Source organism: Streptococcus sp. k-402 (genome assembly GCF_013277515.1).
Lineage (GTDB): Bacteria > Bacillota > Bacilli > Lactobacillales > Streptococcaceae > Streptococcus.
In genome coordinates, this window is record NZ_VMNB01000002.1 from 14,225 (window position 1) to 37,929 (window position 23,705).

Sequence of the window (23,705 nt, forward strand, 5' to 3'; positions counted from 1 at the left end):
AGGGATAGCGAAATCGTGGCTCTACGAACAGAAAGGTGGAGATTCGTAGAGTGGATGAAGATGAGAGCGATTCCAAAGTACAAAAATAGTCGTAACCTGAATGTGTAAATGATGGGAGGAGTTGAATTCGAACTAGAGAGATGACTAATAGATTTATGCTATAGTCATGGCAGACTATATATTTTTGAGTCTAGTTTATCAAATAATAGATTAGAATTATCAGATAATATAATTTTATGTTATAATGAAGAAAAAACAGAGGTGTTCAAATGTCAGAAGCAGGTCATAAGTTTTTAGCGAAACTGGGGAAAAAACGCTTACGTCCAGGTGGAAAACGTGCCACAGATTGGCTAATTGCGGAAGGAGAATTTTCAAAAGAAAAGAGAATACTAGAGGTTGCGTGTAATAGGGGAACTACAGCAATTGAGTTGGCACAGCGTTTTGGTTGTAAGATAACTGCTGTTGATATGGATGCTCAAGCTTTAGAAGTGGCTAAAAAATCTGCTGAAACAGCAGGTGTTGCTCACTTAATCAGTTTTGAAAGAGCTAATGCAATGAAACTTCCTTATGAAGATGCTAGTTTTGATATTGTTATAAATGAAGCTATGCTGACTATGCAAGCCGATCAAGCTAAGAAGAAATGTGTAATGGAATATCTAAGGGTTTTAAAACCTGAAGGTCTTCTCTTGACACATGATGTGCTTCTTAAGGAAGCTAAAGAGTCTGTCAGACAGGAATTATCACAAGCAATTCATGTAAATGTAGGTCCTTTAACTCAAGATGGTTGGGAACAGGTGATGATAGAATCAGGTTATCGTGATGTGAAAGTATTGATTGGTGAAATGACATTAATGAAATTATCAGGTATGGTTTATGACGAAGGTTGGCTAGGAACCTTGAAAATTTGTGTAAATGCTTGTAAAAAGGAGAATAGAAAGCAGTTTTTAACGATGTATAAAATGTTTGCTAAGAATAAACAGAACTTGGGCTTTATTGCTATGGCTAGTTATAAATCGTCAAATCGTTAGATAATTATTGAAGTTAACTTTTCCTTTTTTCTTTCTTAAAAAATATGCTATAATAGAGAGTAAAAACTTTGAAAGAAAGAAAAAGATGAATTTAAAAGATTACATTGCAACAATTGAAAATTATCCAAAGGAAGGAATTACCTTCCGTGATATTAGTCCTTTGATGGCTGATGGGAATGCTTATAGCTACGCTGTTCGTGAAATCGTTCAGTATGCGACTGACAAGAAAATTGACATGATTGTAGGTCCTGAGGCTCGTGGATTTATCGTGGGCTGTCCAGTTGCCTTTGAGTTGGGAATTGGTTTTGCACCTGTTCGTAAACCAGGTAAATTGCCACGTGAAGTTATTTCTGCTGACTATGAAAAAGAGTACGGTGTTGATACCTTGACTATGCATGCTGACGCTATTAAGCCAGGTCAACGTGTTCTTATCGTAGATGACCTCTTGGCAACAGGTGGAACTGTTAAGGCAACTATCGAGATGATTGAAAAACTTGGTGGTGTTGTAGCAGGTTGTGCCTTCCTTGTTGAATTGGATGAATTGAACGGCCGTGAAAAAATCGGTGACTACGATTACAAAGTTTTGATGCATTATTAATGAAAAACAGTCCCTAGGGCTGTTTTCTCTACATTAGGATATAAAAATAGACTATAGCTAGTTAGAGAAAAAGTATAATTGAAAACTATATCTTCTTGCAGTATAATAAAAGGACTAGATGTTTGAGATTTGGCTTCAAACATATGCAATGATTCCTGAAAGAGTACAGTTAGGAGAGGGTTATGCCGATTCGAATTGATAAAAAATTACCAGCTGTTGAGATTTTACGGACAGAGAATATCTTTGTCATGGATGATCAACGTGCGGCCCACCAAGATATCCGTCCTTTGAAGATTTTAATTTTAAATCTCATGCCACAGAAAATGGTCACAGAGACCCAGTTGTTGCGCCATTTGGCCAATACACCCCTACAACTGGATATTGATTTTCTCTATATGGAGAGCCATCGTTCTAAAACAACTCGTTCAGAACACATGGAGACATTTTATAAAACTTTTCCTGAAGTCAAGGACGAGTATTTTGATGGGATGATTATCACGGGTGCTCCAGTTGAGCATTTACCATTTGAGGAAGTGGACTATTGGGAGGAATTCAGTCAAGTAATCGAGTGGTCCAAGACCCATGTCTATTCGACACTTCATATCTGTTGGGGGGCTCAGGCAGGACTCTATCTGCGTTATGGAGTGGAAAAATACCAGATGGACAGTAAGTTATCAGGTATTTATCCTCAGGATGCTTTAAAAGAAGGGCACCTTCTCTTTAGAGGCTTTGACGATAGCTATGTATCCCCTCATTCACGTCACACGGAGATTTCTAAGGAAGAGATCTTAAACAGAACCAATCTCGAGATTTTATCAGAAGGACCTCAGGTTGGGGTTTCTATTTTGGCCAGTCGTGATTTGCGAGAAATTTATAGTTTTGGGCATTTGGAATATGACCGTGATACCTTGGCAAAAGAGTATTTCAGAGATTGTGATGCAGGTTTAGCTCCTCATATTCCAGAAAATTATTTTAAGGATGATGATGTTAATCAGACCCCTTGTCTTTGTTGGTCTTCATCGGCAGCCCTCTTTTTCAGTAACTGGGTGAACTATGCGGTCTATCAGGAGACGCCTTTTGACTGGAGAAAAATAGAAGATGATGCATCCGCATTTGGGTATTTATAAGAGGAATTATGACATATTTAGACGCTTTTAAATCAGGGAACTTGGTTTTACCGAGTGCCCTTCTCTTGCATTTTAAGGAACTCTTTCCTTCTAGCGACGATTTTCTGGTCTGGCAATTTTTCTATTTGCAAAATACGACAGGTTTGGAAGAAATGTCGCCAAGCCAGATTGCTGAAAGGATTGGCAAGGAAATTTCGGATGTCAACCAGTCCATTTCCAATCTGACGGAGAGGGGACTGCTTCAGTACCGTACTATCGAATTAAATGGCGAAATCGAATTGCTTTTTGATGCTAGTTTGGCTTTGGAACGTTTGGATGACTTGCTTGGAGTCGCTCATTCAAGTTCAGACCAGTTGACACCTCAAAATCAGCTTAAGGATTTGGTAGAAACCTTCCAGCAGGAGTTGGGACGCTTGTTGACACCTTTTGAGATTGAGGATTTGACCAAGACACTAAAGGAAGATGGGACCAGTGCTGACTTGATTAAGGAGGCTCTTCGTGAAGCTGTTTTAAATGGAAAAGCAAACTGGAAGTACATTCAGGCGATTTTGAGAAACTGGCGCCATGAAGGGATCAAAAGTGTGGCTCAAATCGAGGCTAAGCGGGCAGAAAGAGAAGCAAGCAATCCTCAGTTGACACAGGTATCTGCAGATTTCAGAAATGCTATGGATCTCTGGAAGGATTAATCCATGCAAGCAGGCTTGAAATCCGAGTAAGATTTGCAAGCTGTGTTTAATTGTGATAAAATAAATAGAAAATAAATTGAAAAAAGAGGTATGTGAAATGTCACGTAAACCATTTATCGCTGGTAACTGGAAAATGAACAAAAATCCAGAAGAAGCTAAAGCATTCGTTGAAGCAGTTGCGTCAAAACTTCCTTCATCAGATCTTGTGGAAGCAGGTATCGCTGCTCCAGCTCTTGATTTGACAACTGTTCTTGCTGCTGCAAAAGGTTCAAACCTTAAAGTTGCTGCTCAAAACTGCTACTTTGAAAATGCAGGTGCTTTCACTGGTGAAACTAGCCCACAAGTTTTGAAAGAAATCGGTACTGACTACGTTGTTATCGGTCACTCAGAACGCCGTGACTACTTCCATGAAACTGACGAAGATATTAACAAAAAAGCAAAAGCAATTTTTGCAAACGGTATGCTTCCAATTATCTGTTGTGGTGAGTCACTTGAAACTTACGAAGCTGGTAAAGCAGCTGAATTCGTAGGTGCTCAAGTATCTGCTGCATTGGCTGGATTGACTGCTGAACAAGTTGCTGCATCAGTTATCGCTTATGAGCCAATCTGGGCTATCGGTACTGGTAAATCAGCTTCACAAGACGATGCACAAAAAATGTGTAAAGTTGTTCGTGACGTTGTAGCTGCTGACTTTGGTCAAGAAGTGGCAGACAAAGTTCGTGTTCAATACGGTGGTTCTGTTAAACCTGAGAACGTTGCTTCATACATGGCTTGTCCAGACGTTGACGGTGCCCTTGTAGGTGGTGCGTCACTTGAAGCTGAAAGCTTCTTGGCTTTGCTTGACTTTGTAAAATAATCAGTAAGTAGCAAAAGCTAGGTGGAACAGCATTCAGGTGCCTGTTCCATTTTTTATAGGAGAGGAAAGATTGAAAACAAAATTTGTATGTATAGGGCTAGCAAGTCTTTGCTTACTTGGCGCAAGAGTTTCAGGAATTGCGGCAGATGAAACAAGTGGAAGCACAGTTTCAGAAAAATCTAGTCTATCAACAGGAACTTCATCAACTAGTAGCAATGAACAGAGAAACAGTGTCTCTGCCCACTGGGATGGGGATTATTATGTAAAGGCTGATGGTTCTAAAGCTCAAAGTGAATGGATTTTTGACAACTACTATAAGGCTTGGTTTTATATTAATTCAGATGGTCGTTACGCGCAGAATGAATGGCATGGAAATTACTACCTGAAATCAGGTGGATATATGGCCCAAAACGAGTGGATCTATGACAGTAATTACAAGAGTTGGTTTTATCTCAAGTCAGATGGGGCTTATGCTCATCAAGAATGGCAATTGCTTGGAAATAAGTGGTATTACTTCAAGGAGTGGGGTTACATGGCTAAAAGCCAATGGCAAGGAAGTTATTTCTTGAATGGTCAAGGTGCCATGATGCAAAATGAATGGCTTTATGATCCGGCTTATTCTGCTTATTTTTATCTAAAATCCGATGGAACTTATGCCAACCAAGAGTGGCAAAAAGTGGGCGGTAAATGGTACTATTTTAAGAAGTGGGGTTATATGGCTCGGAATGAGTGGCAAGGAAACTACTATTTGACTGGAAGTGGTGCCATGGCGACTGACGAAGTGATTATGGATGGTGCTCGCTATATCTTTGCGGCCTCTGGTGAGCTCAAAGAAAAGAAAGATTTGAATGTCGGCTGGGTTCACAGAGATGGTAAACGCTATTTCTTTAATAATAGAGAAGAGCAAGTTGGAACCGAACATGCTAAGAAAGTTATTGATATTAGTGAGCACAATGGCCGTATCAATGATTGGAAAAAGGTTATTGATGAAAATGAAGTAGATGGTGTCATTGTTCGTCTAGGTTATAGCGGTAAAGAAGACAAGGAATTGGCGCATAACATTAAGGAGTTAAATCGTCTGGGAATTCCTTATGGTGTCTATCTCTATACCTATGCTGAAAATGAGACCGATGCTGAGAATGACGCTGAACAGACCATTGAACTTCTGAAGAAATACAATATGAACCTGTCTTACCCTATCTACTATGATGTTGAGAACTGGGAGTATGTGAATAAAAGTAAGCGTGCTCCGAGTGATACAGGTACTTGGGTTAAGATTATCAACAAGTACATGGAGACGATGAAGCAGGCGGGTTATCAAAATGTGTATGTCTATAGCTATCGTAGTTTATTACAGACGCGTTTAAAACACCCAGATATTTTAAAACATGTAAACTGGGTAGCGGCCTATACCAATGCTTTAGAATGGGAAAATCCTCATTATTCAGGAGAAAAGGGTTGGCAGTATACCTCTTCTGAATACATGAAAGGAATCCAAGGGCGCGTAGATGTCAGCGTTTGGTATTAAGCGATGATTTGAAAGAGGGATGTGATAGTAGCACCCTCTTTTTCTTTGTTTTATGATAATTTATCCTCGAGTAAATTCAAGATCTTGCTAGGAAATAAATATTATATGGTAGATTGAATATAGACCGGGACATTGCGGTTGCTAAAACATTTTTAGAAATTCATTTGTCTTTCCTAATCGACTTGGTTCCATCTTATTTCAATCTATTATAGTCTTGGGGAATTTCTTCAAGCCACATCAGCTTGGTCAGTTCTACCTGCGACCTCAAAACTTGTGCTTTGGTCAAGCTGGGTTTGGCTTCCTAGTTTGCTGATGGATTTCCATGGACTGTAAGCATCCAGACCTCTTTTTCGTCTTCTAAAGATTCTTAAATTATCAGTCTATTGCAACTTTTCTCATATGGGTCATTTGGCTTGCTATTGTCTTTCCTTAGTAGTATACTAAGGTAGTAATCATTAAGAAGTGGTTACATAAAAATAATGAATGAGGTAAAATAAAATGGTAGAATTGAAAAAAGAAGCAGCAAAAGATGTCGCAACATTAACAAAAGCAGCGCCAGTAGTATTGGCAAAAACAAAGGAAGTTTTGAACCAAGCTGTTGCTGATTTGTACGTAGCCCACGTTGCTTTGCACCAAGTACACTGGTATATGCGTGGACGCGGTTTTATGGTATGGCATCCAAAAATGGATGAGTACATGGATGCTCTTGATGGTCATTTAGATGAAATCAGTGAACGATTGATTACACTCGGTGGAAGCCCATTCTCTACATTGACAGAATTCCTTCAAAATAGTGAAATCGAAGAAGAAGCTGGTGAATACCGTAATGTTGAAGAAAGCTTGGAACGTGTTCTAGCTATTTATCGCTACCTCATCACTCTTTTCCAAAAAGCGTTGGATGTGACTGACGAAGAAGGCGATGATGTTACAAACGATATTTTTGTTGGTGCTAAGGCTGAACTTGAGAAAACAGTTTGGATGCTTGCGGCAGAACTTGGACAAGCACCTGGTTTGTAAGAAACAAGGCAACATAGATAAATCTGTAGGAAATTTCTTACAGATTTTTTCTATTTTGTAAGCTATTCCAAACCAGTCTTTTTTTGAGTTTTTTGATAGAATAGTACTATCAGTAAAAAGGATGGAAGCATGACTAAGAAAATCGTAGCTATTTGGGCCCAGGATGAAGAGGGTGTGATTGGGAAAGACAATCGTCTGCCTTGGCATTTGCCAGCAGAACTGCAACACTTCAAAGAAACAACCCTGAATCATGCTATCTTGATGGGACGTGTGACCTTTGATGGGATGGGGCGTCGCTTGCTTCCACAACGGGAGACCTTGATTTTGACGCGTAATTCTGAAGAAAAGATAGACGGGGTTGCTACTTTTCACGATGTCCAGTCTGTCTTGGACTGGTATCAGGCTCAAGAAAAGAATCTCTACATTATCGGTGGGAAGCAGATTTTTCAGGCTTTTGAGTCCTATTTGGATGAAGTGATTGTCACTCACATTCATGCTCGGGTGGAGGGGGATACCTATTTACCTGAGGAGTTTGACTTATCTCTTTTTGAGACAGTTTCAAGCAAATTTTACGCCAAAGATGAGAAAAATCCTTATGATTTTACCATCCAATACCGCAAGAGAAAGGAAGTCTAATGGAACGTAGTTTATTTGGTTTATTCACGGCTTTTCTGTGTTTCATCTGCCTTCTGGCAGGAGCACAGGCTTTTCGTAAAAAGCGCTATGGACTTTCTGTCCTGCTCTGGTTAAATGCATTTACCAATTTGGTCAATAGTATCCATGCTTTTTACATGACCTTATTTTAGATAGAATGACAGTATAGAATAGAACGGAAGGAAATCATGCCTACAACTAGGAATAATGATATGATGGTTTATTGCTCATTTTGTGGCAAAAGCCAAGAAGAAGTACAAAAAATAATCGCTGGGAACAACGCCTTTATCTGTAATGAATGTGTGGAGTTGGCTCAGGAAATCATTCGAGAGGAGTTGGCTGAGGAAGTTTTAGCAGACTTGTCAGAAGTTCCAAAACCAATCGAACTCCTCCATATCTTGAATCACTATGTAATCGGTCAAGATCGTGCCAAGCGTGCTTTAGCAGTAGCAGTATACAACCACTACAAACGCATCAATTTCCACGATACGCGTGAAGAGTCAGAAGATGTGGATTTGCAGAAGTCAAACATCTTGATGATTGGCCCAACTGGTTCAGGGAAAACTTTCCTTGCCCAGACCTTGGCTAAGAGCTTGAACGTGCCTTTTGCGATTGCGGATGCGACAGCTCTTACTGAGGCTGGTTATGTGGGTGAGGATGTGGAAAATATCCTTCTCAAACTCCTACAGGCTGCTGACTTTAACATTGAACGTGCAGAGCGTGGCATTATCTACGTGGATGAAATTGACAAGATTGCCAAGAAGAGTGAGAATGTGTCTATCACACGTGATGTTTCTGGTGAAGGGGTGCAACAAGCTCTTCTCAAGATTATCGAGGGAACCGTTGCTAGCGTGCCGCCTCAAGGTGGACGCAAACATCCGCAACAAGAAATGATTCAAGTGGATACCAAAAATATCCTCTTCATCGTGGGTGGTGCCTTTGATGGCATTGAAGAAATCGTCAAACAACGTCTGGGTGAAAAAGTCATCGGATTTGGTCAAAATAACAAGGCGATTGATGAAAACAGCTCTTACATGCAAGAAATCATCGCAGAAGACATTCAAAAATTCGGGATTATTCCTGAGTTGATTGGACGCTTGCCTGTTTTTGCAGCTCTTGAGCAATTGACTGTTGATGACCTGGTTCGCATCTTGAAAGAGCCAAGAAATGCTTTGGTCAAACAATACCAAACCTTGCTATCTTATGATGATGTTGAGTTGGAATTTGATGACGAAGCCCTTCAAGAGATTGCTAATAAAGCCATCGAACGGAAGACAGGGGCGCGTGGTCTTCGCTCGATTATCGAAGAAACAATGCTAGATGTCATGTTTGAAGTACCGAGTCAGGAAAATGTGAAATTGGTTCGCATCACAAAAGAAGCTGTCGATGGAACGGATAAACCAATCCTAGAAACAGCCTAGAGGTGACTATGGAACTTAATACACACAATGCTGAAATCTTGCTCAGTGCGGCTAATAAGTCCCACTATCCGCAGGATGAACTACCAGAGATTGCTCTAGCAGGGCGTTCAAATGTTGGTAAATCCAGCTTTATCAATACCATGCTGAACCGTAAGAATCTGGCTCGTACGTCAGGGAAACCTGGGAAAACTCAGCTTCTCAACTTCTTTAACATTGACGACAAGATGCGCTTTGTGGATGTTCCTGGCTATGGCTATGCCCGTGTTTCCAAAAAGGAACGTGAAAAGTGGGGGCGCATGATTGAGGAGTACCTAACGACTCGAGAAAATCTCCGTGCGGTAGTCAGTCTAGTTGACCTTCGTCATGACCCGTCAGCAGATGATGTGCAGATGTATGAATTTCTCAAGTATTATGAGATTCCAGTCATCATTGTGGCGACTAAGGCGGACAAGATTCCTCGTGGTAAATGGAACAAGCATGAATCAGCAATCAAAAAGAAATTAAACTTTGACCCAAGTGACGACTTTATCCTCTTTTCATCTGTCAGCAAGGCAGGGATGGATGAGGCTTGGGATGCAATCTTAGAAAAATTGTGAGGAAAAGAAAATGGCAAAAACAATTCATACAGACAAAGCTCCAAAGGCTATCGGACCCTATGTTCAAGGAAAAATCGTTGGCAACCTTTTGTTTGCTAGTGGTCAAGTTCCTCTCTCTCCTGAAACTGGAGAAATCGTTGGAGAAACGATTCAAGAACAGACAGAGCAAGTCTTGAAAAACATCGGTGCTATTTTGGCAGAAGCAGGAACTGACTTTGACCATGTTGTCAAAACAACTTGCTTTTTGAGCGATATGAACGACTTTGTTCCTTTTAACGAGGTTTACCAAACGGCCTTTAAAGAGGAATTTCCAGCTCGTTCAGCAGTAGAGGTAGCTCGTCTTCCTCGTGATGTAAAAGTCGAAATCGAAGTCATCGCAGAGATTGGATAAGCTAGTTGAAGTTTGGTGTTGCCAAACTTCTTTTGATATAAGGAGAAAAAGATGACAAAGAAACAACTTCACTTGGTGATTGTGACAGGAATGAGTGGTGCAGGCAAAACTGTAGCCATTCAGTCCTTCGAAGATTTGGGTTATTTTACTATTGATAATATGCCACCAGCTCTCTTGCCTAAGTTTTTGCAGTTGGTGGAAACAAAGGAAGACGACCATAAGTTGGCCTTGGTAGTAGATATGCGTAGCCGTTCTTTCTTCTCAGAGATTCAAGCTGTTTTGGATGAGTTGGAAAACAAGGAAGAACTGGACTTTAAAATTCTCTTTTTGGATGCAGCTGATAAGGAATTGGTCGCTCGTTACAAGGAAACCAGACGGAGTCACCCATTAGCTGCAGATGGACGGATTTTGGATGGAATAAAGTTGGAACGTGAACTTTTGGCACCTTTAAAAAATATGAGCCAAAATGTGGTGGATACGACTGAACTCACTCCTCGTGAGCTGCGTAAAACCATTGCAGAGCAGTTTTCAGATCAAGAACAAGCCCAGTCTTTCCGTATCGAAGTCATGTCTTTCGGCTTTAAATATGGAATCCCAATTGATGCAGACTTGGTTTTTGATGTGCGCTTTTTGCCAAATCCATATTACCTTCCAGAGCTGAGAAACCAAACGGGTGTGGATGAACCTGTTTATGACTATGTCATGAATCATCCTGAGTCAGAAGATTTTTATCAGCATTTATTGGCCTTGATTGAGCCGATTTTGCCAAGTTACCAAAAGGAAGGGAAGTCCGTTTTGACCATTGCCATGGGTTGTACGGGCGGACAACACCGTAGTGTAGCCTTTGCCAAACGCTTGGCGCAGGACTTATCCAAGAATTGGCCTGTCAATGAAGGGCATCGTGACAAAGACCGAAGAAAGGAAACGGTAAACCGTTCATGAGAAAACCAAAGATAACGGTGATTGGTGGAGGGACTGGGATCCCCGTCATTCTTAAAAGTCTGCGGGAAAAAGATGTGGAAATCGCTGCTATCGTAACGGTGGCGGATGATGGTGGTTCATCAGGTGAACTCAGAAAAAATATGCAGCAGTTGACACCGCCAGGCGATCTCCGCAATGTCCTTGTAGCCATGTCGGATATGCCTAAGTTTTATGAGAAAGTCTTTCAGTATCGATTTTCTGAAGATGCGGGAGCCTTTGCTGGCCATCCGCTGGGAAATCTCATTATCGCTGGCCTGTCAGAGATGCAGGGTTCGACCTATAATGCCATGCAGTTACTGAGCAAATTTTTCCACACAACTGGGAAGATTTATCCTTCCAGTGACCATCCTTTGACCCTGCACGCAGTCTTTCAGGATGGGACAGAGGTGGCTGGAGAGAGTCATATTGCAGACCATCCAGGTATGATTGACCACGTCTATGTGACCAATACCCTCAACGATGATACGCCTCTGGCTAGCCGTCGAGTAGTGCAGACCATTCTTGAAAGTGACATGATTGTCCTCGGACCTGGTTCTCTCTTTACCTCTATTTTGCCCAATATTGTGATTAAGGAAATCGGGCAGGCGCTTTTGGAAACCAAGGCAGAAATCGCCTATGTCTGCAATATTATGACCCAACGTGGGGAGACAGAACACTTTACAGATAGTGACCACGTGGAAGTCTTGCATCGTCACCTTGGCCGACCTTTTATCGACACTGTCTTGGTGAATATCGAAAAAGTGCCTCAGGAATACATGAATTCCAACCGTTTTGATGAATACTTGGTCCAGGTCGAACATGATTTTGTAGGTCTTTGTAAGCAAGTTCCGCGCGTGATTTCATCCAACTTCCTCCGTCTGGAAAATGGTGGTGCCTTCCACGATGGGGATTTGCTAGTGGATGAGTTGATGCGCATTATACAGGTGAGAAAATGAGTTTCACAGTAGAAGTAAAAGAAGAAATCTTAGGTCAGCACCATCTAAGCCGACATGAATTATCTGCCATTATCAAGATGTCTGGTAGCATCGGTCTCTCGACTTCGGGCTTGACCTTGTCCGTCGTGACAGAAAATGCCAAGCTGGCTCGTCACCTCTATGAGTCATTTCTCCATTTCTATGAAATCAAATCGGAAATTCGTCACCACCAAAGAAGTAATCTTCGCAAGAATCGAGTCTATACCGTTTTTACAGATGAAAAGGTGCAGGACTTGTTAAGTGATTTGCACTTGGCAGACTCCTTTTTTGGTCTGGAAACAGGTATTGACGAGGAGATTTTATCGGACGAGGAAGCAGGTCGTTCCTATCTCTGTGGCGCTTTCTTGGCAAATGGAAGCATTCGTGACCCTGAATCAGGTAAGTACCAGTTGGAAATCAGTTCTGTTTATCTGGACCACGCGCAAGGGCTTGCCTCCCTTCTCCAGCAGTTTTTACTGGATGCCAAGGTGCTTGAGCGCAAGAAGGGAGTTGTGACCTATCTCCAGCGTGCCGAAGATATTATGGACTTCTTGATAGTCATCGGAGCTATGAAGGCGCGTGATGATTTTGAGAGAGTAAAGATTTTGCGAGAAACCCGTAATGACCTCAATCGGGCTAATAATGCTGAAACAGCTAATATCGCTCGGACAGTTTCTGCCAGCATGAAGACTATCAACAATATCAGCAAAATCAAAGATATTATGGGCTTAGAAAATCTGCCAGTGGATTTGCAGGAAGTAGCGCAGTTGCGGATTCAGCACCCAGACTACTCTATCCAGCAGTTAGCAGATAGCCTCAGCAATCCCCTTACAAAAAGTGGTGTCAATCACAGACTCAGAAAGATAAATAAATTAGCTGATGAACTATAAAACCAGGCTCTTGTTTTGCGAGGTTCTTTTTTGAAATAAAAAGAGGTTGGGCAAAAAGCAATGTCATTAAGTTAAGAAATTTGGCTCTTTAAAATCAAAAACGCATAATATCCGGTGTTGACTTGAACCGTAATACTATGCGTTTTATTGTGAGAAAATTTATTTCATTTTCTCCTGAAATTGAGTTTTTACCCAGTCTCTAATGAGTTATTTCCAAGTGACCAGTTCGCTCCAAACGCTAACATTCGATATAGTAGAGGTTTCACCAGCTGGAACCCATTTGTTGGTGCCTAAGTATCTAACTTCTAGTTTACGAACGTTTACTGTGTAAGATGCTTTTAGTCTAATATAACCATAAGTGTAGGGTGGTACGTTATGGGAGACTGAGTGATTTAAACTAAGTCCAGCTCCAGACTCCGGAGCAGAAAAGCTAACACCTGCACCTACAGTCAGAGTAGCTCCAGCTTTTCCACCATAGGCAGTTGAACTTACAGGACCTGATGTGGTGCTTTTCTTGTAAGAGTGAGAGTATTTAGTTCTATAGTCTGCAACACCAGTTGCATTAGAACGAGTCTGATACGTAGATTTAGACTCTAAATAGGCGTCTCTAAGTTCAGTCGTATAAAATGACAATAACTCTCCTGTGTTGATATCTTTTACAATACGATTAGATACAATTTCATAATTTGTACCAGGATAGACATCAGCAAAAACCGTAGATGTTGTGACTAAGAATAATAGACTTGATAGTAGAGAGAAAAACAATAGTTTCAGTTTAATCATAACAAATTTCCTTTCTTCATGAGTAAAAGATTATTTTTTCAATCCTTTGAAAGTTATAATGCAACCCGAAATAATACTGAGAGTTCCTACAGGTCTCCAATATAGTTGCCAAAAGAATAAATTTATTCTTTCTTTCAGTGTCGCATAGGGTTCGGCATAATAGGGGTTGATGTGAAATAATAAAAAACCAAAACATAAAACTATGATTCCAGTTAAGAATAAAATGTCCTTATTTACTTTCCTCATAAAACCTCCTTTTATTTTATTTAAAGCGCTTTCTATTATTAGTATACGTCAAAAAAAGAAAAAAACAAGTCTATTTATTTATTTTTTTATATGGTATAATAGAATAGTTGGAGAGTTTTTATATAGCTTTAAAAGGCTGATATGAATACTTTGTATAATCTAATGATTCTTCAAAAAATTTCTTATTCAAACAAGAGCAAAGAGAAGGTGGGCTGCATATCAGAAGTTAGATGTATTTCTGTCTAACTTTTGAGGTGTAGTTCATTTTAAAACCACGAATCCTATGTGACTCGTGGTTCTTTTTTATAAACTAGTAGAGTGTTTTGGTTGTACTTTTTGCTCAGGGTCGATGTAGTTGATAGCATTATTGACAGCAGTTGGAGCTTCTCCGAGACCTGTCGCAATCAAGTCAATTTTTCCGTCATAGTAGCAGCAGTCACCGATAGCATAGATACCTGCTTGGCTAGATTCTTGTTTGCTGTTGACGATAATCTTGTGGCGGTTGAGGTCGAGCCCCCAGTTTTTAAGATTACCGACCGAAGATTTGAAACCATAGTTGACAAAGAGGTGGTCTAGGTCAATCGTTTCGGTTTCATCAGATTTGACTTTTGTGATTTCAAGTTTATCGAGTGCTTTTCCATCTCCAAGGAGTTGGCTAGGAACGAATGGTGTCTTGATGGATACAGATGATTCTTGTAAGGCTTGGACACTGTGTTCCAAGGCACGGAAATTATCTCTGCGGTGAACAAGGGTAGTTGGCGCAATTTTTTCAAAAGCCAAAGCCCAATCCACAGCTGAGTCTCCTCCACCAAGAATCGTCACTTTCTTACCAGCGTATTGCTGGATGTTGGAAACGTGGTAGTGGATGTTTTCATAGCCCTCAACGCCTTCTAGTTCCAGAGGACGTGGTTTGAAGGCACCACCACCCATAGCAATGATAACTGTTTTAGACAGGTGACTCCCTTTAGAAGTTGTGATGACAAATCCTTCTTCTTGTTTTTCAATCTCAAGAACCGTTTCGTTGAGATGAATAGGGGTATCAAAGCCATTTAATTGCTCGATTAGACGGTTAGTCAATTCTTCTCCAGTCAGGTTTGGGAAACCTGGGACGTCTAAAATTTCCTTTTCAGGGTAGAGAATAGCAGGTTGTCCACCTAGTTGGGGAAGAGAGTCGATGATTTGAACCTTGGCTTGACGTAGATGGGCATAGAAGGCTGCAAAAAGCCCGACAGGACCACCACCTACAATGGTAATATCATAGAGTTGAGACATGGTTTCTCCTTTGTTTTTTCTAGTCAGTTTATTGTATCATATTTTTGCTCAATGTAAAATGGACTAGGATAGGGAAAAAAATGCCAGAAAATGGTATAATAGGACGAAAGTGTTTTGATAGGGAGGATATCAGGGATGAATTTTCAACAATTATCCAATCTGCAATATTGGACCAGTTTGTTTGCAAGTCCATGGACGATAGCTATCAATCTGATTGATATTTTGATTGTTGCTTATATTTTATATCATTTTACAAAAGCTATTGCAGGAACCAAGATTATGATTTTGGTACGTGGAGTTTTGGTGTTTATTTTAGCTCAAATCCTTGCAAATATGATTGGCTTGACTACGATTTCTTGGTTAATCAATCAAATTATTACTTATGGGGTTATTGCGGCGGTTGTTATCTTCTCTCCAGAGATTCGGACTGGTTTGGAACGTTTGGGAAGAGCGACAGATTTCTTTTCCAATGCCCCTATTAGTGCTGAGGAACAGATGATTCGTGCCTTTGTTAAGTCTGTTGAATACATGAGTCCTCGTAAAATCGGGGCCTTGGTTGCTATTCAGCGTGTACGTACCTTGCAGGAGTATATTTCGACAGGAATTCCCTTAGATGCTAAGATTTCTGCAGAACTTCTCATTAACATTTTTATTCCCAATACTCCCCTACATGATGGTGCGGTGATTATCAGAGAAGAACGTATCGCTGTGACATCTGCCTATCTGCCCTTGACAGAAAGTACAGGAATTTCCAAGGAATTTGGCACCAGACATCGGGCGGCTATCGGTTTATCAGAAGTCTCAGATGCCTTGACTTTTGTCGTATCAGAGGAAACGGGAGGAATTTCGATAACCTATAATGGAAGCTTTAAGCACAACCTAACACTTGATGAATTTGAAACAGAATTACGTGAAATCTTACTTCCAAAAGAGGAAGCAGGTCTTAGTTTTAAAGAACGATTGCTAGGAGGATGGAAACATGAGAAAAAATAGTTTATACATCATATCCTCACTCTTTTTTGCTTGTGTCTTATTTGTCTATGCTACGGCGACGAATTTTCAAAACAGTACCAGTGCTAGGCAGGTAAAAACGGAAACCTATACGAATACAGTAACAAATGTCCCTATTGACATCCGCTATAATAGTGATGAGTATTTTATTAGCGGTTTTGCTTCAGAAGTATCAGTGGTCTTGACTGGTGCAAATCGCCTATCGCTAGCTAGTGAAATGCAAGAAAGCACACGTAAATTCAAGGTTACTGCTGACCTAACAGATGCCAGTGTTGGAACGATTGAAGTTCCTTTGAGCATTGAAGATTTACCCAATGGGCTGACCGCTGTGGCGACTCCGCAAAAAATTACAGTCAAGATTGGTAAGAAGGCTCAGAAGAATAAGGTAAAGGTTGTACCAGAGATTGACCCTAGTCAAATTGATAGTCGGGTACAGATTGAAAATGTCACGCTGTCAGATGAAGAAGTGTCGATTACGAGTGACCAAGAGACATTGGATAGAATTGATAAGATTATCGCTGTTTTGCCAACTAGCGAACGCATAACAGGTAATTACAGTGGTTCGGTACCTTTGCAGGCAATCGACCGCAATGGGGTTGTCTTACCAGTAGTTATCACTCCGTTTGATACAACAATGAAGGTCACTACAAAACCAGTAGCGCCAAGTTCAAGCACATCAAATTCAACTACAAGTAGTTCATCGGAGACATCTTCGTCAACGAAAGCAACTAGTTCAAAAACGAATTAAAAATAGAAAAAGGATTTTATAAAAATGGGTAAATATTTTGGGACTGATGGAGTCCGTGGAGAAGCTAACGTAGAACTTACTCCGGAATTAGCCTTTAAACTAGGACGTTTTGGAGGCTATGTTCTCAGTCAACATGAAACGGAAGCACCGAAAGTCTTTGTAGGACGTGACACACGTATTTCAGGGAAAATGCTAGAATCTGCCTTGGTGGCAGGTCTTCTTTCAGTAGGGATTCACGTATACAAACTAGGCGTTTTGGCAACACCAGCAGTAGCTTACTTGGTTAAAACTGAGGGAGCCAGTGCAGGTGTCATGATTTCTGCTAGCCACAACCCAGCCCTTGATAATGGGATTAAGTTCTTTGGTGGTGATGGCTTCAAACTGGACGATGAAAAAGAAGCAGAAATTGAAGCCTTGCTAGATGCTGAGGAAGATACTCTTCCTCGTCCAAGTGCAGAAGGCTTAGGAACCTTGGTAGATTATCCAGAAGGCTTGCGTAAGTATGAAGGCTACCTTGTTTCAACTGGAACTCCTCTTGAAGGAATGAAGGTTGCCTTGGATACAGCTAATGGTGCAGCTTCTACAAGTGCCCGTCAAATCTTTGCAGACCTTGGCGCTCAGTTAACTGTTATCGGGGAAACACCAGACGGTCTTAACATCAACCTTAATGTTGGTTCAACACACCCAGAAGCCCTTCAAGAAGCGGTCAAAGAAAGCGGATCAGCTATCGGTTTGGCCTTTGATGGAGACAGTGACCGCTTGATTGCTGTTGATGAGAATGGTGACATCGTTGATGGTGACAAGATTATGTACATCATCGGAAAATACCTTTCTGAAAAAGGACAATTGGCTCAAAATACAATTGTGACAACCGTTATGTCTAACCTTGGTTTCCACAAGGCCTTGGACCGTGAAGGTATTAACAAGGTAGTCACTGCAGTTGGCGACCGCTACGTTGTTGAAGAAATGAGAAAATCAGGCTACAACCTTGGTGGTGAACAGTCTGGGCACGTCATCTTGATGGATTACAATACCACTGGTGATGGTCAATTATCTGCTGTCCAATTGACAAAAATCATGAAGGAAACTGGTAAGAGCTTGTCAGAGTTGGCAGCAGAAGTAACCATTTATCCACAAAAATTAGTCAATATCCGAGTGGAAAATGCCATGAAGGAAAAGGTTATGGAAGTGCCAGCTATCAAGGCTATCATCGAGAAGATGGAAGAAGAAATGGCAGGGAATGGCCGTATCCTAGTACGCCCAAGTGGAACAGAGCCCCTCTTGCGTGTCATGGCAGAAGCGCCTACAACAGAAGAAGTAGACTACTATGTTGATACCATCGCAGACGTAGTTCGAGCTGAAATCGGGATTGACTAAATCCGAGAAAACTAGATGAAAATAAAAAATTATGGTACAATAGCTTATAATATTGTAGCCGAGGGAGAAAGACATGAATCTTAAACGTGAACAAGAATTTGTTAGTCAGTATCATTTTGATGCGCGTAATTTTGAATGGGAAAATGAAAATGGAGCTCCTGAAACTAAGGTGGATGTAAACTTCCAATTGCTCCAACATGACCAAGAAAATCAAGTGACTTCCTTGATTGTCATCTTGACCTTTATGATTGTATTTGATAAGTTTGTCATCAGTGGAACCATTTCACAGGTAAATCATATCGATGGCCGTATTGTCAATGAACCAAGTGAATTGAGCCAAGAAGAAGTGGAAACTTTGGCTCGCCCAAGTTTGAACATGCTCAACCGTTTGACTTACGAAGTAACTGAAATTGCATTAGACTTACCAGGAATCAATTTGGAGTTCTAATATGAAACTAGCTGTTATCACAGATTCCTCTGCCTATCTCAGTGCAGAGACCTTGCAAAGAGAAGATTTGTATGTCTTGGATATTCCTGTCAATATTGATGGTGAGGAGTATGTCGAAGGCATCAATCTGACTGCTGAGGAATTTTACCAAAAAATGGCTCAGGCTTCTGAATTGCCTAAGACTAGTCAACCAAGTATTGCCAAGCTAGATGAAATCTTAACTTCGCTCAAAGAACAAGGTTATACCCATGCCTTGGGGCTTTTCCTATCTTCTGGAATTTCAGGTTTTTACCAAAATATCCAGTATATGATAAATGAATATGAGGGCTTAACCATTGCTTTTCCAGACACTTTGATTACAAGCGCTCCGCTGGGTATCATGGTTGAAAGTGTCTTTAATTGGCGTGACCAGGGCGATGATTTTGCCAGCATTCAGGATAAGCTAGCCATTCAAATCAGTCGTACGTCAGCCTTTATCATGGTAGATGACTTGGATCATTTAGTGAAAGGTGGACGTCTTTCAAATGGGGCTGCCATTTTGGGCAATTTGCTTAGCATTAAGCCAATCCTTTATTTCAATGACCAAGGTGTGATTGAAGTTTACGAAAAAGTTCGTACTGAAAAGAAAGCAACCAAGCGCTTAATTGAAATTATCAAAGAAACAACGGCTTCAGGTCAATATCGGGTCATTGTCATTCATGGAAATGCTCCTGAAAAGGCTGAGGAATTGCGTCAGCACTTGCTTGAATCTGGAGTGGGTACGGATATTTCACTTGCTACATTTGGTAGTGTCATTGGAACCCACCTAGGAGCAGGAAGTATTGCCTTGGGTTATATTCCAGTGATTTAGTTGGCACTTTTAGACTAGTTAAGAAGTTAGCAGTTGAACACGGACTAGCTACCTCTTGAAAAAAGATGCCTGTCTTGCCTTTCGTGGAAAGTCAGCGCCATTCCCTATTTTTCAAGGGTAGCTAACGTCCTTTGTATCTTGATAATTGAACACGCCTGGAACCCTGTATGAAAAAGATAGTTCTTCCAAGGAGTAGACACTTCTTGATCAAAACTCCTATTTTCACTTTGTGTTCCTACAGGCTTTGTATCTTAGAAATTGAACACGGACTAGCTACCTCTTGAAAAAAGATGCCTGACTTGCCTTTCATGGAAAGTCAGCGTCATTCCCTATTTTTCATGGGCAGCTAACGTCCTTTGTATCTTAGTCAGGAGTAGAGATGAGTATTCGAGTAATTATTGCTGGTTTTAAGGGAAAGATGGGACAAGCTGCTTGTCAGATGGTCTTGGCTGATCCAGACTTGGACTTGGTAGCGGTTTTGGATCCTTTTGAGTCTGAGTCAGAATGGCAGGGTATTCCTGTTTTCAAGGATAAGGCTGATTTAGCAGGTTTTGAAGCAGATGTCTGGGTAGACTTTACTACACCAGCTGTTGCCTATGAAAATACACGCTTTGCTCTTGAGAATGGCTTTGCTCCAGTAGTTGGAACAACAGGTTTCACAAGTGAAGAAATTGCAGAGCTAAAAGCATTTTCTCGTGCTCAAGATTTGGGTGGCTTGATCGCCCCTAACTTTGCCTTGGGTGCTGTCTTGCTCATGCAATTTGCGATGCAGGCTGCCCAATATTTCCCAAATGTGGAGATTATCGAGCTCCATCATGACAAGAAAAAGGATGCTCCGAGTGGAACAGCTATTAAAACAGCTGAGTTAATGGCAGAAGTTCGAGAGTCCATTCAGCAAGGCGCAGTAGACGAGGAAGAGCTGATTGCAGGTGCCCGTGGTGCTGACTTTGATGGCATGCGGATTCACTCAGTTCGTTTGCCAGGCTTGGTAGCTCATCAGGAAGTCATCTTTGGCAATCAAGGAGAAGGATTGACCCTCCGTCATGACTCCTATGATCGCAGCTCCTTCATGACAGGGGTCAATTTGGGAATTAAAGAAGTTGTCAAGCGTCATGAGCTTGTCTATGGATTAGAACACTTATTATGAGATTAACGCAAATGCCTTCTGAATTTCAGAAGGCTTTACCAGTATTAGAAAAAATTAAAGAAGCAGGCTTTGAAGCCTATTTTGTTGGAGGTTCTGTTCGAGATGCTCTTCTCAATCGCCCTATCCATGATGTGGATATTGCGACGTCTTCTTATCCAGAAGAGACTAAGCATATTTTTCCGCGAACAGCCGATATCGGAATCGAGCATGGAACTGTCTTGGTCCTAGATGGGGATGAGGAGTATGAGGTAACCACCTTTCGAACTGAAGATGTCTATGTGGACTATCGAAGACCAAGTGCGGTTTCCTTTGTTCGCTCGCTAGAAGAAGACCTCAATCGCCGTGATTTCACAGTCAACGCCTTTGCCTTGGACGAGACAGGGGAAATCATAGACTTGTTCCATGGTTTAGGAGATTTGGAAAACCAAGTCTTACGAGCAGTTGGAGTGGCTAGTGAGCGTTTCAACGAAGATGCTTTGCGGATTATGCGTGGCTTCCGTTTTCAGGCTAGTCTTGGCTTCGAGCTTGAGACAGAAACCTTTAAAGCTATGAAGATCTTGACGCCCCTTTTGGAGAAAATTTCTGTAGAGCGTACCTTCGTTGAGTTTGATAAACTCTTGCTGTCTCCATTTTGGAGAAGGGGTTTGGCTTCCATGATTGAGAGTCAAGCTTATGACTATCTCCCTGATATGGCAGCTAGCCAGGACAAGCTTAACAGACTGTTTGATTTGGAGAATGATTTCACTTTTGAATCTTCTGAACAAGCTTGGGCGGCCCTACTGTGGGTTTTGGATATTGAAAATGCGCAGCCATTTTTGAAGGCTTGGAAGACCTCATGTCAGTTTGCCAAGCAGGTTCAGGATTTGTTGACTATTTTGGCTCTGCGTGAAAAGGGAGAATTGAGCAAGCGCGATTGTTACCGCTTTGACTTGGATTTACTTTTACAGGCTGAAAATCTTCGACAGGCTCAAGGAAAAGAAGTTAACTCGCAAGACATCACAGAAACCTACCAGAGTTTGACCATTCATGACAAGAAAGAAATCCAAATCAACGGTGGTATTTTGATCAAGGAATATGGATATCAGCCGGGACCAGACTTGGGAGAACTTTTAACAGAGATTGAGTATGCCATTGTCGATGGAGAATTGGAAAATGATCGACAAGCCATCCATGCTTACCTGAGGGAGAAAAAATGAGTGATTTTATCGTTGAAAAACTAAGTAAATCCGTCGGTGACAAGACCGTTTTTAAGGATATTTCCTTTATCATCCATGACCTAGACAGAATCGGTCTGATTGGTGTCAATGGAACGGGCAAGACCACCCTTTTAGATGTCCTTTCTGGTGTTTCTGGCTTTGATGGGGATGTCAGTCCCTTTTCAGCTAAGAATGATTATCAGATTGGTTACTTGACTCAAGATCCTGATTTTGATGATAGCAAGACAGTTTTGGATACGGTCCTCTCCAGTGACCTCAAGGAAATCCAGCTCATTCGTGAGTATGAACTCCTTATGGTAAACTACAGTGAGGACAAGCAGGCGCGTTTGGAACGGGTCATGGCTGAAATGGATTCTCTCCAATCTTGGGAAATTGAGAGTCAGGTCAAGACCGTTCTCAGCAAGCTGGGGATTCAGGACTTATCTACTCCTGTTGGGGAATTGTCAGGTGGTCTAAGAAGACGGGTCCAGTTGGCGCAAGTCTTACTTGGCAATCACGACCTTTTGCTTTTGGATGAGCCGACCAACCATCTGGACATTGCGACCATCGAGTGGCTGACCCTCTTTTTGAAAAATTCTAAGAAGACCGTCCTTTTTATTACCCACGACCGTTATTTCCTAGACGCTTTGTCAACACGGATTTTCGAGTTGGATCGAGCAGGTTTGACAGAGTATCAGGGGAATTATCAGGACTATGTTCGCCTTAAGGCGGAACAGGATGAGCGCGATGCGGCTCTTCTCCACAAAAAAGAGCAACTTTATAAGCAAGAATTGGCCTGGATGCGTAGACAACCGCAGGCGCGTGCGACCAAGCAGCAGGCTCGTATCAATCGTTTCCACGACCTGAAAAAGGAAGTTTCAGGCAGTACTGCTGAGACAGACTTGACCATGAACTTTGAAACCAGTCGGATTGGGAAGAAAGTCATCGAGTTTCAGGATGTTTCCTTTGCCTATGAAAATAAGCCTATTTTGCAAGATTTTAATCTCTTGGTGCAGGCCAAAGACCGTATTGGAATCGTTGGGGACAACGGTGTTGGAAAATCAACTCTCCTTAACTTGATTGCAGGCAGTCTTGAGCCGACAGCAGGTCAAGTTGTGATAGGGGAAACTGTTCGTATCGCCTATTTCTCTCAGCAAATTGAGGGTTTGGATGAAAGTAAGCGAGTGATCAATTACTTGCAGGAAGTGGCAGAAGAGGTCAAGACCAGCGGTGGTTCTAGTACTTCGATTGCAGAGTTGCTGGAGCAGTTCCTTTTCCCACGTTCGACGCATGGAACCTTGATTGAGAAATTGTCTGGTGGAGAGAAAAAACGTCTTTATCTCCTCAAACTGCTCTTGGAAAAACCAAATGTTCTTCTCTTGGACGAACCGACCAATGATTTGGACATTGCAACTTTGACAGTTTTAGAGAATTTCTTGCAAGGCTTTGCTGGTCCAGTTTTGACTGTTAGTCACGACCGCTATTTCTTGGATAAGGTAGCGACCAAGATTCTCGCTTTTGAGGATGGCAAGATTCGTCCTTTCTTTGGTCATTACACCGACTACCTAGATGAAAAAGCCTTTGAAACAGAGATGGCCAATCAAGTGCAAAAGGCCGAAAAGGAGAAAGTGGTCAAGGTCCGTGAAGACAAGAAACGCATGACCTACCAAGAAAAGCAGGAGTGGGCAAGCATTGAAGGTGATATTGAAGCCTTGGAAGATCGTATCTCTGCTATTGAAGAGGAAATGCAGGCCAATGGTTCTGACTTTGGTAAGCTGGCTACTCTTCAAAAAGAACTAGATGAGAAAAACGAAGCACTCCTTGAAAAATACGACCGCTATGAGTATCTCAGTGACTTTGATAGCTAGAAGAATAGAAAAATCCCGTCTCATGGACAGGAT

At 41.5% G+C, this 23,705-nt stretch carries 25 protein-coding genes; 23 read left to right on the top strand and 2 right to left on the bottom strand.

Annotation, left to right across the window (positions count from 1 at the left end; all coding sequences use genetic code 11):
- Positions 1-269 precede the first annotated feature (269 nt).
- The 15 genes from HT724_RS00720 to whiA all read left to right on the top strand — a co-directional run bounded on the left by HT724_RS00720 (position 270) and on the right by whiA (position 12,726).
- Positions 270-1,028: a class I SAM-dependent methyltransferase gene (locus tag HT724_RS00720; protein ID WP_173276340.1), complete on the top strand. Its 759-nt coding sequence runs from the start codon at positions 270-272 to the stop codon at positions 1,026-1,028.
- 85 nt (positions 1,029-1,113) lie between these two features.
- Positions 1,114-1,626, top strand: a complete 513-nt coding sequence (locus HT724_RS00725) for an adenine phosphoribosyltransferase (protein ID WP_001049318.1) — start codon at positions 1,114-1,116, stop codon at positions 1,624-1,626.
- Positions 1,627-1,808: 182 nt separating this feature from the next.
- Positions 1,809-2,753 carry a homoserine O-succinyltransferase gene (metA, locus tag HT724_RS00730; protein ID WP_173276341.1) on the top strand — a complete coding sequence of 315 codons (945 nt, stop codon included), beginning with the start codon at positions 1,809-1,811 and terminating at the stop codon, positions 2,751-2,753.
- 8 nt (positions 2,754-2,761) lie between these two features.
- A complete protein-coding gene (locus tag HT724_RS00735) occupies positions 2,762-3,439 on the top strand; it encodes a DnaD domain-containing protein (protein ID WP_000221596.1) in 678 nt (225 codons plus the stop codon).
- Positions 3,440-3,536: 97 nt separating this feature from the next.
- Positions 3,537-4,295 carry a triose-phosphate isomerase gene (gene tpiA, locus HT724_RS00740; RefSeq protein ID WP_000087893.1) on the top strand — a complete coding sequence of 253 codons (759 nt, stop codon included), beginning with the start codon at positions 3,537-3,539 and terminating at the stop codon, positions 4,293-4,295.
- 37 nt (positions 4,296-4,332) lie between these two features.
- Positions 4,333-5,823 (top strand): choline binding-anchored murein hydrolase LytC, encoded by a 1,491-nt coding sequence (lytC, locus tag HT724_RS00745; protein ID WP_173276342.1) that lies wholly within the window; start codon positions 4,333-4,335, stop codon positions 5,821-5,823.
- 498 nt (positions 5,824-6,321) lie between these two features.
- The gene (locus HT724_RS00750) at positions 6,322-6,840 is read left to right on the top strand and encodes a Dps family protein (RefSeq protein ID WP_137996072.1); all 519 of its coding nucleotides are present in this window, start codon (positions 6,322-6,324) and stop codon (positions 6,838-6,840) included.
- 129 nt (positions 6,841-6,969) lie between these two features.
- Positions 6,970-7,476, top strand: a complete 507-nt coding sequence (locus HT724_RS00755) for a dihydrofolate reductase (RefSeq protein ID WP_173276343.1) — start codon at positions 6,970-6,972, stop codon at positions 7,474-7,476.
- Positions 7,476-7,646 carry a hypothetical protein gene (locus HT724_RS00760; protein ID WP_050389337.1) on the top strand — a complete coding sequence of 57 codons (171 nt, stop codon included), beginning with the start codon at positions 7,476-7,478 and terminating at the stop codon, positions 7,644-7,646. The genes HT724_RS00755 and HT724_RS00760 overlap by 1 nt, the downstream gene beginning before the upstream one ends.
- A gap of 36 nt (positions 7,647-7,682) precedes the next feature.
- Positions 7,683-8,915: an ATP-dependent Clp protease ATP-binding subunit ClpX gene (gene clpX / locus HT724_RS00765; RefSeq protein WP_025169664.1), complete on the top strand. Its 1,233-nt coding sequence runs from the start codon at positions 7,683-7,685 to the stop codon at positions 8,913-8,915.
- An 8-nt stretch (positions 8,916-8,923) separates the two neighbouring features.
- Positions 8,924-9,511 (top strand): ribosome biogenesis GTP-binding protein YihA/YsxC, encoded by a 588-nt coding sequence (yihA, locus tag HT724_RS00770; RefSeq protein WP_000422605.1) that lies wholly within the window; start codon positions 8,924-8,926, stop codon positions 9,509-9,511.
- Between the two features lie 10 nt (positions 9,512-9,521).
- Complete coding sequence (locus HT724_RS00775) at positions 9,522-9,902, top strand: RidA family protein (RefSeq protein WP_001140420.1); 381 nt, start codon at positions 9,522-9,524, stop codon at positions 9,900-9,902.
- 51 nt (positions 9,903-9,953) lie between these two features.
- Complete coding sequence (gene rapZ / locus HT724_RS00780; protein ID WP_020903049.1) at positions 9,954-10,844, top strand: RNase adapter RapZ; 891 nt, start codon at positions 9,954-9,956, stop codon at positions 10,842-10,844.
- Positions 10,841-11,818, top strand: coding sequence for a YvcK family protein (locus HT724_RS00785; protein ID WP_173276344.1), 978 nt, complete (start codon positions 10,841-10,843; stop codon positions 11,816-11,818). Before rapZ ends, HT724_RS00785 begins: the two co-directional genes overlap by 4 nt.
- Entirely contained in the window at positions 11,815-12,726 is a 912-nt protein-coding gene (gene whiA / locus HT724_RS00790) for a DNA-binding protein WhiA (protein ID WP_173270191.1), read from the top strand. Before HT724_RS00785 ends, whiA begins: the two co-directional genes overlap by 4 nt.
- Positions 12,727-12,933: 207 nt before the next feature.
- Here whiA and HT724_RS00795 read toward each other — a convergent pair whose 3' ends face one another.
- A complete protein-coding gene (locus HT724_RS00795) occupies positions 12,934-13,509 on the bottom strand; it encodes a hypothetical protein (protein ID WP_000593540.1) in 576 nt (191 codons plus the stop codon).
- A 549-nt stretch (positions 13,510-14,058) separates the two neighbouring features.
- Positions 14,059-15,027, bottom strand: coding sequence for an NAD(P)/FAD-dependent oxidoreductase (locus tag HT724_RS00800; RefSeq protein ID WP_173276345.1), 969 nt, complete (start codon positions 15,025-15,027; stop codon positions 14,059-14,061).
- A gap of 135 nt (positions 15,028-15,162) precedes the next feature.
- Here HT724_RS00800 and cdaA point away from each other — a divergent pair, with 135 nt between their 5' ends.
- From cdaA to HT724_RS00840, 8 genes are all read left to right on the top strand, one after another.
- Positions 15,163-16,020, top strand: coding sequence for a diadenylate cyclase CdaA (gene cdaA / locus HT724_RS00805; RefSeq protein WP_050089436.1), 858 nt, complete (start codon positions 15,163-15,165; stop codon positions 16,018-16,020).
- Positions 16,007-16,786, top strand: coding sequence for a CdaR family protein (locus tag HT724_RS00810; protein WP_173276346.1), 780 nt, complete (start codon positions 16,007-16,009; stop codon positions 16,784-16,786). The genes cdaA and HT724_RS00810 overlap by 14 nt, the downstream gene beginning before the upstream one ends.
- A gap of 24 nt (positions 16,787-16,810) precedes the next feature.
- Positions 16,811-18,163, top strand: a complete 1,353-nt coding sequence (glmM, locus tag HT724_RS00815) for a phosphoglucosamine mutase (RefSeq protein WP_173276347.1) — start codon at positions 16,811-16,813, stop codon at positions 18,161-18,163.
- Between the two features lie 73 nt (positions 18,164-18,236).
- The gene (locus HT724_RS00820) at positions 18,237-18,611 is read left to right on the top strand and encodes a DUF1149 family protein (protein ID WP_001050088.1); all 375 of its coding nucleotides are present in this window, start codon (positions 18,237-18,239) and stop codon (positions 18,609-18,611) included.
- 1 nt (position 18,612) lies between these two features.
- Complete coding sequence (locus tag HT724_RS00825; RefSeq protein WP_173276348.1) at positions 18,613-19,461, top strand: DegV family protein; 849 nt, start codon at positions 18,613-18,615, stop codon at positions 19,459-19,461.
- Positions 19,462-19,840: 379 nt separating this feature from the next.
- Positions 19,841-20,608, top strand: a complete 768-nt coding sequence (gene dapB, locus HT724_RS00830) for a 4-hydroxy-tetrahydrodipicolinate reductase (RefSeq protein ID WP_173276349.1) — start codon at positions 19,841-19,843, stop codon at positions 20,606-20,608.
- A complete protein-coding gene (locus HT724_RS00835) occupies positions 20,605-21,804 on the top strand; it encodes a CCA tRNA nucleotidyltransferase (protein WP_345890301.1) in 1,200 nt (399 codons plus the stop codon). The genes dapB and HT724_RS00835 overlap by 4 nt, the downstream gene beginning before the upstream one ends.
- Positions 21,801-23,672 (top strand): ABC-F family ATP-binding cassette domain-containing protein, encoded by a 1,872-nt coding sequence (locus HT724_RS00840; protein WP_173276350.1) that lies wholly within the window; start codon positions 21,801-21,803, stop codon positions 23,670-23,672. Before HT724_RS00835 ends, HT724_RS00840 begins: the two co-directional genes overlap by 4 nt.
- The last annotated feature ends 33 nt before the right edge of the window (positions 23,673-23,705 follow it).